This is a genomic window from Methylobacterium sp. Leaf85 (assembly GCF_001422125.1).
GTDB classification, from domain to species: Bacteria; Pseudomonadota; Alphaproteobacteria; order Rhizobiales; family Beijerinckiaceae; genus Methylobacterium; species Methylobacterium bullatum.
Genome location: NZ_LMME01000023.1, coordinates 399,655 through 413,433, shown reverse-complemented (window position 1 = coordinate 413,433; position 13,779 = coordinate 399,655). Strand labels below are relative to the sequence as shown.

Annotated in this window: 15 protein-coding genes; 12 read left to right on the top strand and 3 right to left on the bottom strand. The window is 65.5% G+C overall.

The window, feature by feature from the left end; genetic code table 11:
• Window positions 1-467 precede the first annotated feature (467 nt).
• The gene (locus tag ASF08_RS14165; RefSeq protein WP_274534496.1) at window positions 468-1,661 is read left to right on the top strand and encodes a site-specific DNA-methyltransferase; all 1,194 of its coding nucleotides are present in this window, start codon (window positions 468-470) and stop codon (window positions 1,659-1,661) included.
• Window positions 1,662-1,724: 63 nt separating this feature from the next.
• Here ASF08_RS14165 and mutY read toward each other — a convergent pair whose 3' ends face one another.
• The gene (gene mutY, locus ASF08_RS14160) at window positions 1,725-3,050 is read right to left on the bottom strand and encodes an A/G-specific adenine glycosylase (protein WP_056146598.1); all 1,326 of its coding nucleotides are present in this window, start codon (window positions 3,048-3,050) and stop codon (window positions 1,725-1,727) included.
• A 136-nt stretch (window positions 3,051-3,186) separates the two neighbouring features.
• Between mutY and ASF08_RS14155 the strand changes: the two genes are divergently transcribed.
• The 9 genes from ASF08_RS14155 to ASF08_RS14115 all read left to right on the top strand — a co-directional run bounded on the left by ASF08_RS14155 (window position 3,187) and on the right by ASF08_RS14115 (window position 9,295).
• Window positions 3,187-3,678 (top strand): DUF721 domain-containing protein, encoded by a 492-nt coding sequence (locus ASF08_RS14155; protein ID WP_056146364.1) that lies wholly within the window; start codon window positions 3,187-3,189, stop codon window positions 3,676-3,678.
• 130 nt (window positions 3,679-3,808) lie between these two features.
• Complete coding sequence (locus tag ASF08_RS14150; protein WP_026176049.1) at window positions 3,809-4,462, top strand: DsbA family protein; 654 nt, start codon at window positions 3,809-3,811, stop codon at window positions 4,460-4,462.
• Between the two features lie 204 nt (window positions 4,463-4,666).
• Window positions 4,667-5,062: an AtpZ/AtpI family protein gene (locus ASF08_RS14145; RefSeq protein WP_056146361.1), complete on the top strand. Its 396-nt coding sequence runs from the start codon at window positions 4,667-4,669 to the stop codon at window positions 5,060-5,062.
• A gap of 82 nt (window positions 5,063-5,144) precedes the next feature.
• Window positions 5,145-5,900: a F0F1 ATP synthase subunit A gene (locus ASF08_RS14140; protein WP_056146358.1), complete on the top strand. Its 756-nt coding sequence runs from the start codon at window positions 5,145-5,147 to the stop codon at window positions 5,898-5,900.
• 90 nt (window positions 5,901-5,990) lie between these two features.
• Window positions 5,991-6,218 carry a F0F1 ATP synthase subunit C gene (locus tag ASF08_RS14135; RefSeq protein WP_018044493.1) on the top strand — a complete coding sequence of 76 codons (228 nt, stop codon included), beginning with the start codon at window positions 5,991-5,993 and terminating at the stop codon, window positions 6,216-6,218.
• A gap of 106 nt (window positions 6,219-6,324) precedes the next feature.
• A complete protein-coding gene (locus ASF08_RS14130; protein ID WP_056146355.1) occupies window positions 6,325-6,888 on the top strand; it encodes a F0F1 ATP synthase subunit B family protein in 564 nt (187 codons plus the stop codon).
• A gap of 72 nt (window positions 6,889-6,960) precedes the next feature.
• Window positions 6,961-7,446 (top strand): F0F1 ATP synthase subunit B family protein, encoded by a 486-nt coding sequence (locus tag ASF08_RS14125; RefSeq protein WP_198290853.1) that lies wholly within the window; start codon window positions 6,961-6,963, stop codon window positions 7,444-7,446.
• 149 nt (window positions 7,447-7,595) lie between these two features.
• Window positions 7,596-8,522, top strand: coding sequence for an ABC transporter ATP-binding protein (locus tag ASF08_RS14120; protein ID WP_056146348.1), 927 nt, complete (start codon window positions 7,596-7,598; stop codon window positions 8,520-8,522).
• A gap of 11 nt (window positions 8,523-8,533) precedes the next feature.
• Window positions 8,534-9,295, top strand: a complete 762-nt coding sequence (locus tag ASF08_RS14115) for an ABC transporter permease (RefSeq protein ID WP_056146595.1) — start codon at window positions 8,534-8,536, stop codon at window positions 9,293-9,295.
• A gap of 6 nt (window positions 9,296-9,301) precedes the next feature.
• Here the strand turns inward: ASF08_RS14115 and ASF08_RS14110 are convergent, their stop codons facing one another.
• Window positions 9,302-10,066: an alpha/beta fold hydrolase gene (locus ASF08_RS14110; protein ID WP_056146344.1), complete on the bottom strand. Its 765-nt coding sequence runs from the start codon at window positions 10,064-10,066 to the stop codon at window positions 9,302-9,304.
• 265 nt (window positions 10,067-10,331) lie between these two features.
• Here ASF08_RS14110 and ASF08_RS14105 point away from each other — a divergent pair, with 265 nt between their 5' ends.
• A complete protein-coding gene (locus ASF08_RS14105) occupies window positions 10,332-10,778 on the top strand; it encodes an SRPBCC family protein (RefSeq protein WP_056146341.1) in 447 nt (148 codons plus the stop codon).
• Between the two features lie 232 nt (window positions 10,779-11,010).
• On the opposite strand, the gene ASF08_RS14100 is transcribed toward ASF08_RS14105, so the two are convergent.
• Window positions 11,011-12,357 (bottom strand): MFS transporter, encoded by a 1,347-nt coding sequence (locus ASF08_RS14100; protein WP_056146336.1) that lies wholly within the window; start codon window positions 12,355-12,357, stop codon window positions 11,011-11,013.
• Between the two features lie 420 nt (window positions 12,358-12,777).
• Here ASF08_RS14100 and ASF08_RS14095 point away from each other — a divergent pair, with 420 nt between their 5' ends.
• The gene (locus tag ASF08_RS14095; RefSeq protein ID WP_056146331.1) at window positions 12,778-13,626 is read left to right on the top strand and encodes an FkbM family methyltransferase; all 849 of its coding nucleotides are present in this window, start codon (window positions 12,778-12,780) and stop codon (window positions 13,624-13,626) included.
• Window positions 13,627-13,779 lie beyond the last annotated feature (153 nt).

Here is a 13,779-nt window from a genome sequence, read left to right as displayed (position 1 = left end):
AGAACTTGCAAATCAGACGTGCGCTGAAATCCTATATTGAGAGCGGAGGGAGGCGGTCGTCGACAGGTTTGGTCCCGTTCTCCAACGCCGTCACGGCCCCCGCCACATCGATGGCGAGACATCGCCGTAACCCGGCGCGCCGTGCATGGGAGACGCGCGTCGCCCGTGACCCCGACGATTCCGGACGCGCTGCCGATGGGGCACGTGCGGGCTGAAGGCATCCGCGACGGGCTCGGAAGAACCTCCAAGTCGAACTCGCAATTGGCTGCTTGATCTACGTTAGGCCGTTATTTCAGGGTGAACGAATAGTTAAATCGATCAAGCAAGAGATGGAAATTCGTCAATATCGGAGCGGGTAGGCAAAATCTGCAGCCCCAAATCGAGACGCATTGTCTGCACCCCGGCAACCCGCCCTTTACGTTAACGGCCCCATGGTCTGCCGGTCAGTCGCGTAACCGGTGTTTGCCATGGCTTCCCTGCGTACCGCGGTTGCCGACACCGTCGCCCGGAAAAGTGTCTCGCGTACCGGGCGACTCGTGTCGGCGCCGCGGATGGGTCTCGTACCCGCCGCCCAGCGTCTCCCCCTCGACGAAATCCTCGTCGGGGATTGCATCGCCGCCATGAACGCCCTTCCGGCGGCAAGCGTCGACTGCGTCTTTGCCGACCCGCCCTACAATCTCCAACTCGGGGACGGCTCGCTGTTGCGGCCCGACCAGAGCCGGGTCGACGCCGTCGACGACGCCTGGGACCAGTTCTCGAGCTTCGCTGCCTATGACGAGTTCACCCGTGCCTGGCTCACCGCCGCCCGCCGGGTGATGAAGCCGAACGCCACCCTCTGGGTCATCGGCTCCTACCACAACATCTTTCGCGTCGGCTCGGTGCTTCAGGACCTCGGGTTCTGGATCCTCAACGACATCGTCTGGCGGAAAGCCAACCCGATGCCGAACTTCCGCGGCAAGCGCTTCACCAATGCCCATGAAACCCTGATCTGGGCGTCCCGCTCGGCGGAATCGAAGGGCTACACCTTCCATTACGAGGCGCTGAAGGGCGGTAACGACGACGTCCAGATGCGTTCGGACTGGTTCATCCCGCTCTGCACCGGCGACGAGCGTCTGAAAGGCGCCGACGGCCAGAAGGTCCACCCGACCCAGAAGCCCGAAGCCCTGCTCGCTCGGACCCTGCTCTCGGCGACGAATGCCGGCGATGTGGTCCTCGACCCGTTCTTCGGCACGGGCACCACCGGGGCCGTCGCCAAGCGGCTCGGCCGGCGCTTCATCGGCATCGAGCGGGAGACGGTCTATGCCGAGGCGGCCCGCGCCCGGATCGACGCCGTGGAGCCCCTGTCCAAGGCCGCCCTCCTCGTCGCACCGACCAAGCGCGCCGAGCCCCGTGTCGCCTTCCTCAGCGTGATCGAGGCCGGCCATATCCGCGCGGGTGAGATCCTTACCGATGCGCGCGGTCGCCACGAAGCAGTGGTGCGTCCCGACGGGACGCTGATGGTCGGGCCGGCCATGGGCTCGATCCACAAGATCGGCGCCCTCGTCCAGGGCTTCCCCTCCTGCAACGGTTGGGATTTCTGGCACGCCAAGCGTGACGGGAAACTGGTTCTGATCGACGTGTTCCGGGGCCGGATGCGGGCCGCGATGGGCTCGGCCGCCTAGTTCTTCCGAAGCTGAGAGGATCGGCCGCGAGCCGACTTCTCCCGCAGCGGGGGCGCGCTTGTCCTATCGAGGACGCGTTTTCGGCCTGCTGCGCTTGCGCGGCGCCACGGGCGGGGGCGCTTCCTCGGGCTCTCCGAAAAACCCCTCCCCGTCCTCGATCGGCGGCTTTGCCACCGTACGCGGCACCGGCTTGGGCACGGGGCGAAAGCTCGGGCGCGGCTCGGGCGGCGGAGCCGCGACGTCTGCGAAGAGTGGCGTGTCCTGGACCGCCCGCATGGCCTTCGGCCGTCCGCGCTTCACGGCCTCGGGCTTCGGATCGAACGCATGGGCCAGCACCTTTTTCATGACGCCGGGCAACGGTTCCTCCTCGAGGTCGCGCCTGGGCGTGAAGCGCATGCCGGCCGGTGCCTTCGTGGCGAGGCCGACGCGGGCGACGAAGACGGTCAGTGCCAACGGGAAATGCGTGAAGACGTGGCGCACTACGCCCGGCAGCCGCTTCCATCGCGCGTCCAACGGAGCGTCGAGCAGGGCTTGGGCGACGTCGTAACCGCTCTCCCATGCGCTGGTCGGAGGCTCCGCCATGGCACCGAGCAGCCCCTCGGGGGGGCGGGTCCGCAGCAATACGGCCTCGTCGCCGCTACGGATCGCCACGAAGGCGGCGCCATAGCGCTCGGCGCCCTTGGTTTTTTTGATCTTGCGGGGGAACGTTTCCTGCAGGCCTAGGGCGCGGGCCTCGCAGGGGGCCATCCAGGGGCAGAGGGCGCAGGCCGGTCGCTTCGGCGTGCAGATGGTCGAACCGAGATCCATCAGGCTTTGGGCGAAGTCACCGGGCCGCTGTGCCGGCACGAGGCTCTGCGTCAGCCGTCGGATCTCGGGACGCGCGGCGGGGATCGGCGTCTCGATTGCGAAGAGCCGGGTCACCACCCGCTCGACATTGCCGTCCACTGCCGCTTCCTGCCTGTCGAAGGCGATGGCCGCAATGGCGCCGGCCGTATAGGCGCCGATGCCGGGCAGCTTGCGCAAGCCGTCGAGCGTGTCGGGGAAGGCGCCGGCCTCCGTGACCGCCTTGGCGCAGGCATGGAGGTTGCGGGCGCGGGAGTAATAGCCGAGGCCGGCCCAAGCCGCCATGACGCTCTCCTCCGGCGCCGCCGCGAGGACCTCCACGGAGGGGAAGCGTTCGAGAAAGCGCAGGAAATACGGTTTGACCGCCGCGATCGTGGTCTGCTGCAGCATCACCTCGGACAGCCAGACCCTATAGGGGTCGGGTGTCTCGCCCGGCAAGGCACGCCACGGCAGGACACGGCGATGCCTGTCGTACCAGGCGAGGAGGTCGGTGGCTCGCGGGCCTCGGGCGGATGCCCCCGTCGCTGCCGTGAAGTCCGGTGACATGAAATCCCGCGACATGAGATCCGGCGTGTTGGGCGCCCGTCCATACAGGGTGGCCGCGAACGATCAAAGCATTCGAAAGCCGGCGCCGTTCACGCTATCATGCGGCGTCCGCCCGCATCGGAATCCCTCGGAGCTCATGGCCCGCATCAAACCCCTCGCCGAGCTGATCGAGACCTGCATCGGACCGGCTTTCGCCGCGCAGGGATTCGCCTCCACCGATATCCTCGCGGCCTGGCCCGATATCGTCGGCGAGCGCTTGGCCCGTTTCTGCCAGCCCTCGAAGCTCGAATGGCCCCGCCGCGCCCGCCGCGAGGAGCAGGGTCGGCCGGATCCAGGCACGCTGGTGGTGCGGGTGGAGGGCGTCTTCGCCCTGGAATTGCAGCATCTGGCTCCCGTAGTGATCCAGCGCATCAACGCCCATTATGGCTGGGCCTGCATCGGCAAGCTCGTCCTCAAGCAGGGGCGCGTTCATCAAGCCGTTCGCAAGCGGGTCGTGCCGCCCCTCGATCCGGTGAGGCGTGGCGAAGTCGCGTTGGCGGTTTCCTCCATCGACGACGATGCGTTGCGCGATGCGCTCGACAGGCTCGGCGTGGCGATCGTCGCCTCCGCACCGCCGCGATCGGGCTGAATCCCGCATTCGGCCCCGCGCTTGTCGCGGCGCATGGAAGCGGAGCCGCCTGTCGCGTCTTGTCAGATTGTCCGCAGGTCTCTACCGCAAGCCGCACGGATCGGATCTGCGAGCGGAGCCCGTCGACATCATGATCACCCGTCGCGACACCTTGAAACTCACCGGCATGGCGATCGGCGCAGCCGCGCTCCTGCCCCGGCTGACCCTCGACGCCTTCGCCCAGGATGCGAACCTCGCTTCCCTCATGGAGCCGGGCCCCCTCGGCGACGTCTGGCTGGGTCCGAAGGACGCCAAGGTGACGATCATCGAATATGCTTCGATGACCTGCTCCCACTGCGCCGCGTTCCACAAGAACACCTGGCCGGCTTTGAAGGAGCGCTACATCGACACCGGCAAGGTGCGCTTCACCTTGCGTGAATTCCCGCTCGATCCGCTGGCGACCGCAGCCTTCATGCTGGCCCGCTGCGATGGCGACGCGAAATACTATCCCATCACCGATCTGCTGTTCGACCAGCAGCAGGGCTGGGCCTACGTGCAGAAGCCGCAATCGCCGGTGGATGCCCTGGAGCAGATGTTGCGGCAGGCCGGATTCTCGAAGGAGAAATTCGAGACCTGTCTCAAGGATCAGAAGCTCTACGCCGCCGTGAACGCGGTGAAGCAGAAGGGGCTCGACACCTTCAAGGTCGACTCGACGCCGACCTTCTTCATCAACGGCGAGCGCTTCAAGGGTGAGATGACGATCGACGGGATGGAGAAGGTCATCAAGCCGATTCTGGGCGCCTGAGACCCAAGCTTGGCCGCCGCTTGCCCTTCATGCACCGGGCGCATCCCGCAGGATCGCCGCAAGGGCATGTTTATCTATATTTTACAGCAACTTAGAGCCTATTCGGCGCGCCTTGACACTCAAGATAGGCGAAACTATGGTGCGCCGCGCTTGACGGGGTTTTCAGGCCGGTTCCCTCCACTCTCGCCAATGTGAGTTTTCGCCGTGAGCGGCAACGACGCAGGGGATGGGAATGGAGATGGACGGCAGAAGCCGGACGAGGATCTCTCGGCGAGACTGAAGCATCTCGAGAGGCGGATCGAGGAGAAGCGGCCCGCCGCTCCTTCCCGCCCCTCGCCGGGTGCCGGTGCCTCCAACGGGGCGTCATCCTTGGGTCTGGCGATGCGACTCTCCACGGAGTTCATCGCCGGTGTCCTCGCCGGAGGCATTCTCGGCTGGTTGTGCGATCAGTTTCTGGGGACGAAGCCCTGGGGTCTGATCGTTCTGATCATGCTGGGCTTCGCAACCGGCGTCTATAACGTCATGCGTGTCTCGGGCTCGCTCTCGAGGCCGGCCGCGAAAGGCGCGGTCGACAAGAACCAGGATCGGGAACGGTCCTGATCGGCGAATTTTGCCGCTTTCGAGCGGTCCTGAGGCAAAGCGGGCATCTCGCCCGCTCGTGGACAGAAGGACGGTAGCGGCAATGGCCGTAAAGATGGATCCGATCCACCAGTTCGAGCTCAAGCCGCTCGTATCCTTCGGTCATATCGGCAATCAGGAAATCGCGTTCACCCAGTCGGCGCTGTACATGTTCGCCGCTGTCGGGATCATCGCGCTGATCACGATCGTGGCGACGGCGCAGCGCTCGGTGGTGCCGGGCCGGATGCAGTCCGTGGCCGAGGTGTTCTACGAGTTCATCGGATCGACCCTCCGTCAGTCGGCCGGGCACGGGTCCGAGCGGTTCATGCCGCTGATCTTCTCCCTGTTCATGTTCGTCCTCGTCCTGAACATGTTCGGCATGATCCCCTATGCGTTCGCCGTGACAAGCCACATCATCGTGACTTTCGCGCTGGCGTTCCTCGTGATCACCACCGTCATCGTCTATGGCTTCATGGCCCACGGCACGAAGTTCCTGAAGGTGTTCGTGCCCTCCGGCGTGCCGGGCTGGCTGATGCCGATGATCGTCGCCATCGAGATCGTCTCCTTCGTCTCGCGGCCGATCAGCCTCGCGGTGCGTCTCTTCGCCAACGTGCTCGCCGGCCACATCGCCCTCAAGATCTTCGCGGGCTTCGTTCCGGCGCTCCTCGCCGCGGGCGCCTGGGGTGCGATCTCGCCGCTGCCGCTGGCTCTCAGCGTCGCGGTGACGGCCCTCGAGTTCCTCGTCGCCGGTCTGCAGGCCTACGTCTTCGCGACGCTCGCCTCGATCTACCTGAGCGACGCCCTCCACCCCGGCCACTAGGCCCCGGCGGTATCCCCTTCCGTCCCCGGTCCGCGGTTGCGGCCGGATTTCTCTCCACGCAACGAACGAACCGACACCAGGAGCAATTTGATGGATCCCTTAGCCGCTAAGTACATCGGCGCCGGCCTCGCCTGCCTCGGAATGGCGGGCGCCGCCATCGGCCTCGGCAATCTCTTCGGCCAGTTCTACGCCGGTGCCCTTCGCAACCCGTCGGCCGCCGACGGCCAGCGCGGCAACCTGCTCCTCGGCTTCGCGCTGACGGAAGCGCTCGGCATCTTCTCGCTGCTCGTCGCGCTGCTCCTCCTGTTCGCCGTCTGAGACCGACGACGTTCGTCGATCCGACAGCAGACCCGGACCGGGCGCCCCATTCTTCTGGACGCGCGCCCGGTCCTCATTCACGAACTTACTTTGAGCGAAGGACGTCATGGCTCAGCCGGCCCATCCGACCGCAACCCATGAAGGCATCATGGCATCGCCCGCGTCCGAACATGGCGGCGGCTTTCCGCCCTTCGAGAGCCATACCTTTCTCTCGCAGCTGATCTGGCTCGCGCTGGCCTTCGGCCTGCTCTACTACCTGATGGACAAGGTGGCCCTGCCCCGCATCCAGGCGATCCTGCACGACCGCGCCACGCGCCTCTCGTCCGATCTCGACGAGGCCCAGCGCATGAAGTCCGAGGCCGAGGCAGCCGGCGCCGCCTACGAGAAGTCGCTGGCCGATGCCCAGGCGAAGGCCCGCACCATCGCCGCCGAGACCCGCGCTGCCCTGAGCTCCGAGGCTGAAATTCGTCGCAAGACGCTCGAGGCCGAGCTCAACGACAGGATCGCGGCCTCCGAAGCCACGATCCGCACCCGCACCGCCGAAGCCATGGGCAGCGTTCGCTCCATCGCCGGCGAAACGGCCTCCGCCATCGTCGAGCGCCTCACCGGGACGGCTCCCGACCAGGCCAGCCTCGATACCGCACTGAACCGCGTCGCCATCCCGCACTGAGTGCGCCAGCAGCAGACGTGACCGGTCCGGCCCTGACCGGACGGACGCCAACGAAATAGGACGACGAGAATGTTGTTGGATGCCGAGTTCTGGGTCGCCGTCGCCTTCGTCTTGTTCATGGGCGTCGTGTGGAAGGTCGGCGGCTTCGCTCAGATCACCAAGGCCCTCGACACCCGCGGCCGCCGCGTTCGGTCCGAACTCGACGAAGCCCGCCGCTTGCGCGAGGAGGCCGCCACGGTGCTGGCCGACTACAAGAAGCGCCGCAGCCAGGCTGAGTCCGAAGCCGAAGCGATCGTCGCCGGAGCCCGCGAAGAGGCCCAGCGCATCGCCGACGAGGGCCATGCCCGTCTGAACGAGTTCATCGCTCGCCGCACCAAGTCGGCCGAGACCAAGATCGCCCAGGCCGAGGTCCAGGCCACCGCCCAGGTCCGCGCCGCCGCAGCCGACGCAGCCGTGAAAGTGTCCGAGGTGGTGCTCCGCGAGCGCATGCAGGGCGACGCCGCCCTGTCGCTGGTCCGTTCCAGTCTCGATGAGGTCAAGGGCCGTCTCCGGGCCTGACGTTTTTAAGAACGATCGTTTCGTGAAAGCCGCCCACCGGGCGGCTTTTTCGTTTCCTGACGTGCCGCATCACACTCGCGGGCCGCACCCCCTATCGTGGTAAGGCGGCGCGCACGCCCATCCCCACAAAAATAATCCATGGAGATCAGATGCCGCCGATCATCTCCATATCCGGCCTGTCGAAGGTCTACGCCTCCGGCCTCCATGCCCTCAAGAATATTCACCTCGACATCAAAAAGGGTGAGATCTTCGCCCTTCTCGGTCCTAACGGCGCCGGGAAGACGACGCTGATCAGCGTCGTCTGCGGACTCGTCCGCGCGAGCTCCGGTACCGTCACGGTGGATGGCCACGAGATCGGGGCGGATTACCGCGAGGCGCGCAGGGCCATCGGTCTCGTACCGCAGGAGCTCACCACCGACGCATTCGAGACGGTGTGGGACACGACGAGCTTCAGTCGGGGCCTGTTCGGCATGAGACCCGACCCTGCCCATATCGAGCGGGTCCTGCGCGACCTGTCACTGTGGGACAAGAAGGACAGCCGCATCATGACCCTGTCCGGGGGTATGAAGCGGCGCGTACTCATCGCCAAGGCGCTCAGTCACGAACCTCGCATCCTGTTCCTCGACGAGCCGACGGCCGGTGTCGACGTGGAACTGCGCCAGGACATGTGGCGGTTGGTGCGCAAACTCCGAGATCAGGGCGTCACCATCATCCTCACCACCCATTACATCGACGAGGCCGAAGAGATGGCCGACCGCGTCGGCGTGATCCGGAAGGGCGAGATCATCCTGGTGGAAGAGAAGGCCGAGCTGATGCGCAAGCTCGGCAAGAAGCAACTGACCCTGCAATTGCAGAACCCCCTTCCCGCCCTGCCGGACGAGCTGGCTCCGCACGGCCTGACCCTGTCGGTGGATGGCCAGGAACTCGTCTACACCTACGACACCAAGAGTGAGCGCACCGGGATCACCACGCTCCTCACCGACCTCGCCGCCGCTGGCATCCCCTTCCGCGATCTCTCCACCAGCCAGAGTTCGCTGGAGGACATCTTCGTCGATCTCGTGAGGGAGCAGGCATGAATCCGTTGTCGATGAACTGGCCGGCGGTTGGTGCGATCTACCGCTTCGAGATGGCCCGGTTCTGGCGCACGGGGTTGCAGAGCATCGTCGCGCCGGTCATCGCCACATCGCTCTACTTCGTGGTCTTCGGCGCAGCGATCGGGTCGCGTATGGCCTCGGTGGATGGCATCGCCTATGGCGCCTTCATCGTGCCGGGGCTGATCATGCTCTCGCTCCTGACGCAGAGCATCGCCAACGCCTCCTTCGGCATCTACTTTCCGCGCTTTGCCGGCACGATCTACGAGATCCTGTCGGCGCCGGTCTCTCCCTTCGAGATCGTGCTCGGCTATGTCGGCGCGGCCGCGTCGAAATCCATCCTGATCGGCCTGATCATCCTCGCCACCGCTGCCCTGTTCGTTCCCTTGCGGATCGAGCATCCGCTCTGGATGGCGGCGTTCCTGCTCCTCACGGCGGTGACGTTCAGCCTGTTCGGCTTCCTCATCGGCCTCTGGGCGGACGGATTCGAGAAGCTCCAGCTCGTGCCGCTTCTGGTGGTGACGCCCCTCACCTTCCTCGGCGGCAGCTTCTATTCCATCGAGATGCTGCCGCCGTTCTGGCGCGCGGTCAGCCTCGTCAACCCGGTCGTCTACCTCATCAGCGGCTTCCGCTGGAGTTTCTTCGGCACCTCCGACGTGCGGGTCGAGATCAGCCTCGCGATGACCCTGGTCTTCCTCGCCCTCTGCCTCGGCAGCGTGACGTGGATCTTTCGCACCGGCTACCGGCTGAAGAGCTGATCCTCCTCAGGGTCGCCCGTCGAGGAAGGCCAGGACGCCCTGCCGGTGCTGCTTGTCGCCCACCGCCGTGCTGTGATCGCGGTTGGGAAGTTCCAGGCTCCTGGCATTGGGCATGAGGGCAGCCAGCGCCGGGGCCGAGCCGGCAACCGTGTCGAGCGTGCCCACCGTGACAAGGGTCGGCGCCTCGATCTGTGAGACCTCTTCCCGCGACAGTGTTTGGCGCGAGCCGCGCATGCAGGCGGCCAGCGCTCTGAGATCGCTCTTCGTCTGCTCGGCGAAGGTGCGGAAAGCGGCGGCGGTGAGGTTGGGCGCCTTCTCGCCGGGGGGCGCTTCCAGGGCCTCGGCGATCCCGTTCGGCAGTCCTTTGCCCTCGACCAGATGCAATCCGAGACCGCCGAGAAGCACCGAACGTACCCGCGCCGGCTCATCGAGGGCGAGATAGGCCGCGATCCGCGCGCCCATGGAATAGCCCATGATGTCGGCGCGGGCGATGCCGAGATGGTCGAGCAGCCGCCGCGCGTCCTGCGCCATGATGTCGGAGCCGTAAGCCTCCGGATCGTAGAGCTTCTCGCTCTCGCCATGCCCGCGATTGTCGAGGGCGACGACCCGGCGCCCCGCCTCGGACAGGGTCTTCACCCAAAGCGTGTTGACCCAGTTCACGGAATGGTTCGAGGCAAATCCGTGGATCAGTACGATCGGATCGCCGCTGCCGCCCTTCGCCGGCACGTCGATATAGGCGATGGTGGTCCCGTCGGAATCGAAGGTCTGCATCGGGCTTGTCTATACCTTTTATGGAAGGCTCCGTCGGTCGATGGACGGCCTCCATGGGCCGTCAAATTCGCCCCTGAACGGAACGGAGGCAAGGTGCGAATATCCGAAGCGGTGACAGGAAAGCTTTTTCCTCGTTTCGCGCGGGTTCGGCCGGCTTAACTCCCCTTGCTGCTCGGCGTCTCCGGCGCGATGAACGGTGTGATCGTCACAGCGGCACCGCTCCGGTCGGGTCGTCCCGGTCGATTTGCGAGGATACGAACGGCCCATGATTCAGATCGTACCCGTTGTCGTCCTCAAACACGTCGTGCGCGCCCCGCATCCGGACGTTTTCCGTGCCTGGACCGATCCTCAGCTCATCATGCGCTGGCTCGCGCCCGGCGCCTCCGTCATGGAACTCGCGGAGACCGACCTGCGGGTCGGCGGCGCGTTTCTATTGCGGCGGCGCGATCCGGATGGAGAGTCCCATTCCGTGACCGGGCACTACGAGGAGATCAGGCGGGGGCATTCTCTGCATCAGACCTGGACGTATGAGGGGCCGAACCCGCTCCTGTGCATCGGCGAGACTCTGATCCATGTCGATCTGCTCTCCGTCGGCGACCGGGCTACGGAGATCACGCTCACCCATCGCCGCATCGTCAGCGCAGACGTCCGGAATGCCTATCGTGAGGATTGGCGGAGCTGCTTTTCGAAGCTCCAGGCTGCGTTGGCGTAACGGATTTCAAATGGATCGACGGCCAATTACCTCCGCACACACCTTGAAGCGGTTGAAGCGTAGCAGAACCCAATTTGGATCGATCACCGAGAGCCGCGCAGGGGCCTTTGCTGGAATCTGGATCACCTTCCGTTGACGCCCAGGTATCCGGGCAGGGAGCCGTTTCCTCCCTTGCCGGATCAAACGACCAAGGGACCGCAGCCTGCGCTGCAGCCCCCAGTGGGATCGTCGCTCAGGCGAAGGCGGGCTGTCCGCTGGTGACGGCGCGCTGGGCGACCGCCTCGTCGTAGAGTTTCTGCTCAGTCTCCTTGTGCGTGAGCGAGAAGCGCACCGAGATTGCGCAGAGCGACGAGATCAGCACGGCGATGCCGAGGATGAACAGAGCGCCGGGCAGGTTGCCGACACCCTTGAGCAGGAAGCCCGCCGCCACGGCGCCGACATTGCCGCCGGCGCCGATGATACCGGCAACGCCGCCGAGCGCCTTGCGGTCGATGAACGGCACGAGGGCGTAGGTGGCGCCGCAGGCCATGTGGGTGAACAGGCCGAAGGCGAGCATGGCGACGACGGCCAGTACCACCGAGCCGGCATAGGCGAAGGCGAGGAGGCCGATTCCTTCGCCGACCATCAGGGCGAACAGGAGCAAGGTGCGGCCGTCGAGGCCCTTCGAGCGTGCGACCCGGTCCGAGGCGATGCCGCCGAGCGCGCGGGCGAACAGGGCCAGCAAGCCGAAACTGCCCGCCGCCATGCCGGCCTGGGTCAGATCGAGGCTGAAGCGCTCGACATAATAGGTCGCCGCCACCGCGTGGATGAAGATCTCGACGCCGAAACAGGCGCCGTAGGTGATGGCGAGCATCCACACCCGGTAATTCGTCATCGCCTGCTTGAAGACCGCCCAGCCGCCCTTCTTGCCGGAATCCACCGCGATGCCGCGGGCGCGCAGCTCCATGATGTTGCCTTCGGGCGTGTCCTGCGTGAACCGGAAGTAGAGGAAGGCGACGACGAGCATCATCACGCCCGGCACGATCATCGACAGACGCCAGCCCATCGTCTTCTCGACGCCGACGCTGACGAGGGCCGCGAGGATCAGCGGCATCACGCTCTGGGTGACGCCGCCGCCGGCATTGCCCCAGCCGCCCACGGTGGCATTGGCGGTGCCCACCACGTTCGGCGCGAACATCACCGAGGTGTGGAACTGGGTGATGACGAAGCTCGCCCCGATGGCTCCGATGGCGAGGCGGAAGAACAGGAAGCTCTCATAGGAGTTGGCGAAGGCGATGCCGATCACCGGGACCGATCCGAGGATCAGAAGGCCGGTATAGGTCAGGCGGGGGCCGAACCGATCGCACATCGGCCCGATCAGCAGGCGCACCAGGATGGTGATGCCGACCGCGGCGATGTTGATGTTGTAGACCTGATCGTTGGTGAGCTCGAACTCGCCCTTGATCACCGGCATCAGCGGCGCGACCGCGAACCAGGCGAAGAAGCAGACGAAAAAGGCGAGCCATGTGATATGGAACGCGCGCATCTGCGGCGTGGCCAGACTGAACAGATCGATTCGGGTGGCTTTTTGGGACTGCATGCGGAGAGGCTCCAGGCGATCTGATGTCTCCCGGCACTCGGTGCGAGTGGCCCCCATTGCGGGGTGGGGAGAGATTGGTCGCTCACGCCACAGTGAGCACGAGCCGCCCGATTTCGGAGGCGTCTCTCGCGGGCGCCGTTGCCCACGTCGGGGCATTCGCACGGCGCGTGCCATGTCGAATGATTCTGAGATGTCGCTGCAGCATCCCGTTTTTTCCCCTAGGACGGTCCCGTTTCCACCTATGATTCCGGAGGTCTCGAGGGTTGCCGATGGTGCCTCTCCGATGATCGCTTGCGCAGGGGATAATCTCGAGGCTGCGTTGTTTGTAGGCACGACGCCGATTTGTGCAGGTCTAGCCCACAGCGTCGAACGACAGGCGATGCTTGCCGTGCGCCTGTCGGGCTGGCATCACCCACCACAATGACTGACACGCAATCTTCCGCCATCCAGCCTTTCGGCACCTACGCGCCCCGAGGGCTGGTGGCGCGTATCACCGACCGCACCGTGACGCTCTCCGGCAAGAGTTGGGCGGGGCGGCGCATCGGCTTCTTTCTGCGCCGGCTGGCCATCACGATGCTGCATGGACGGCCCCTCGACGTGGAGCGGTTCGGCGCGCGCATGCGGCTGCACCCCTACAACAACAATTGCGAGAAGAAGGTGCTGTTTACCCCGCAATTCTTCGATCCCGAAGAGCGGGCGCTGCTGGCCTCACGCCTGAAGCCGGGCTGCACCTTCCTCGATATCGGCGCGAATATCGGCGCCTACGCCCTGTTCGTCGCTGCTTTCGCCGGTCCGGGTGCTCGCATCCTCGCCGTCGAGCCGCAGCCCGACGTGTTCGACCGGTTGACCTACAACATCGCCCAGAACCCGTTCGGCACAGTGAAGGCGGTGGCCTGCGCAGTAGCCGACAAGGCCGGCGAACTGACGCTGTTCGTTGACCCGCGCAACCGTGGCGAATCGAGCTTGAAGATCGTCGGCACCAACGAGGGCGCGCAGATCCGCGTGCCGGCGGTCACCCTGCTTGGGCTCGCCCAGGGCGAGGGCATCACCCGCATCGACGCGATCAAGCTGGATGTGGAGGGTGCCGAGGATCTGATCCTGGAGCCGTTCTTCCGCGAGGCACCGGTCTCCCTGCACCCTCGTCTGCTCGTCATCGAGGATGGCACGGCGCAATGGCAGATCGACCTCGTCGGTCTGCTCGAGGCCCGAGGTTATCGGCAGATCGCCCGCACTCGGCTGAACCTGATCTTCGAGCGGGGTGCCGCCTGAAGCACGATCGTCGGCCCGGACCCGAAACCGCCTCCGGAGCCCAGTGCCTTCGAGTCTCGAATAAAAATATGTCTCTGTCGCCCGAGTGTACTGCTGGTCGAAGTACACTCATGGCAACGAGCCGCGTCTGTCTGTCCCACGCATGCTCATGTC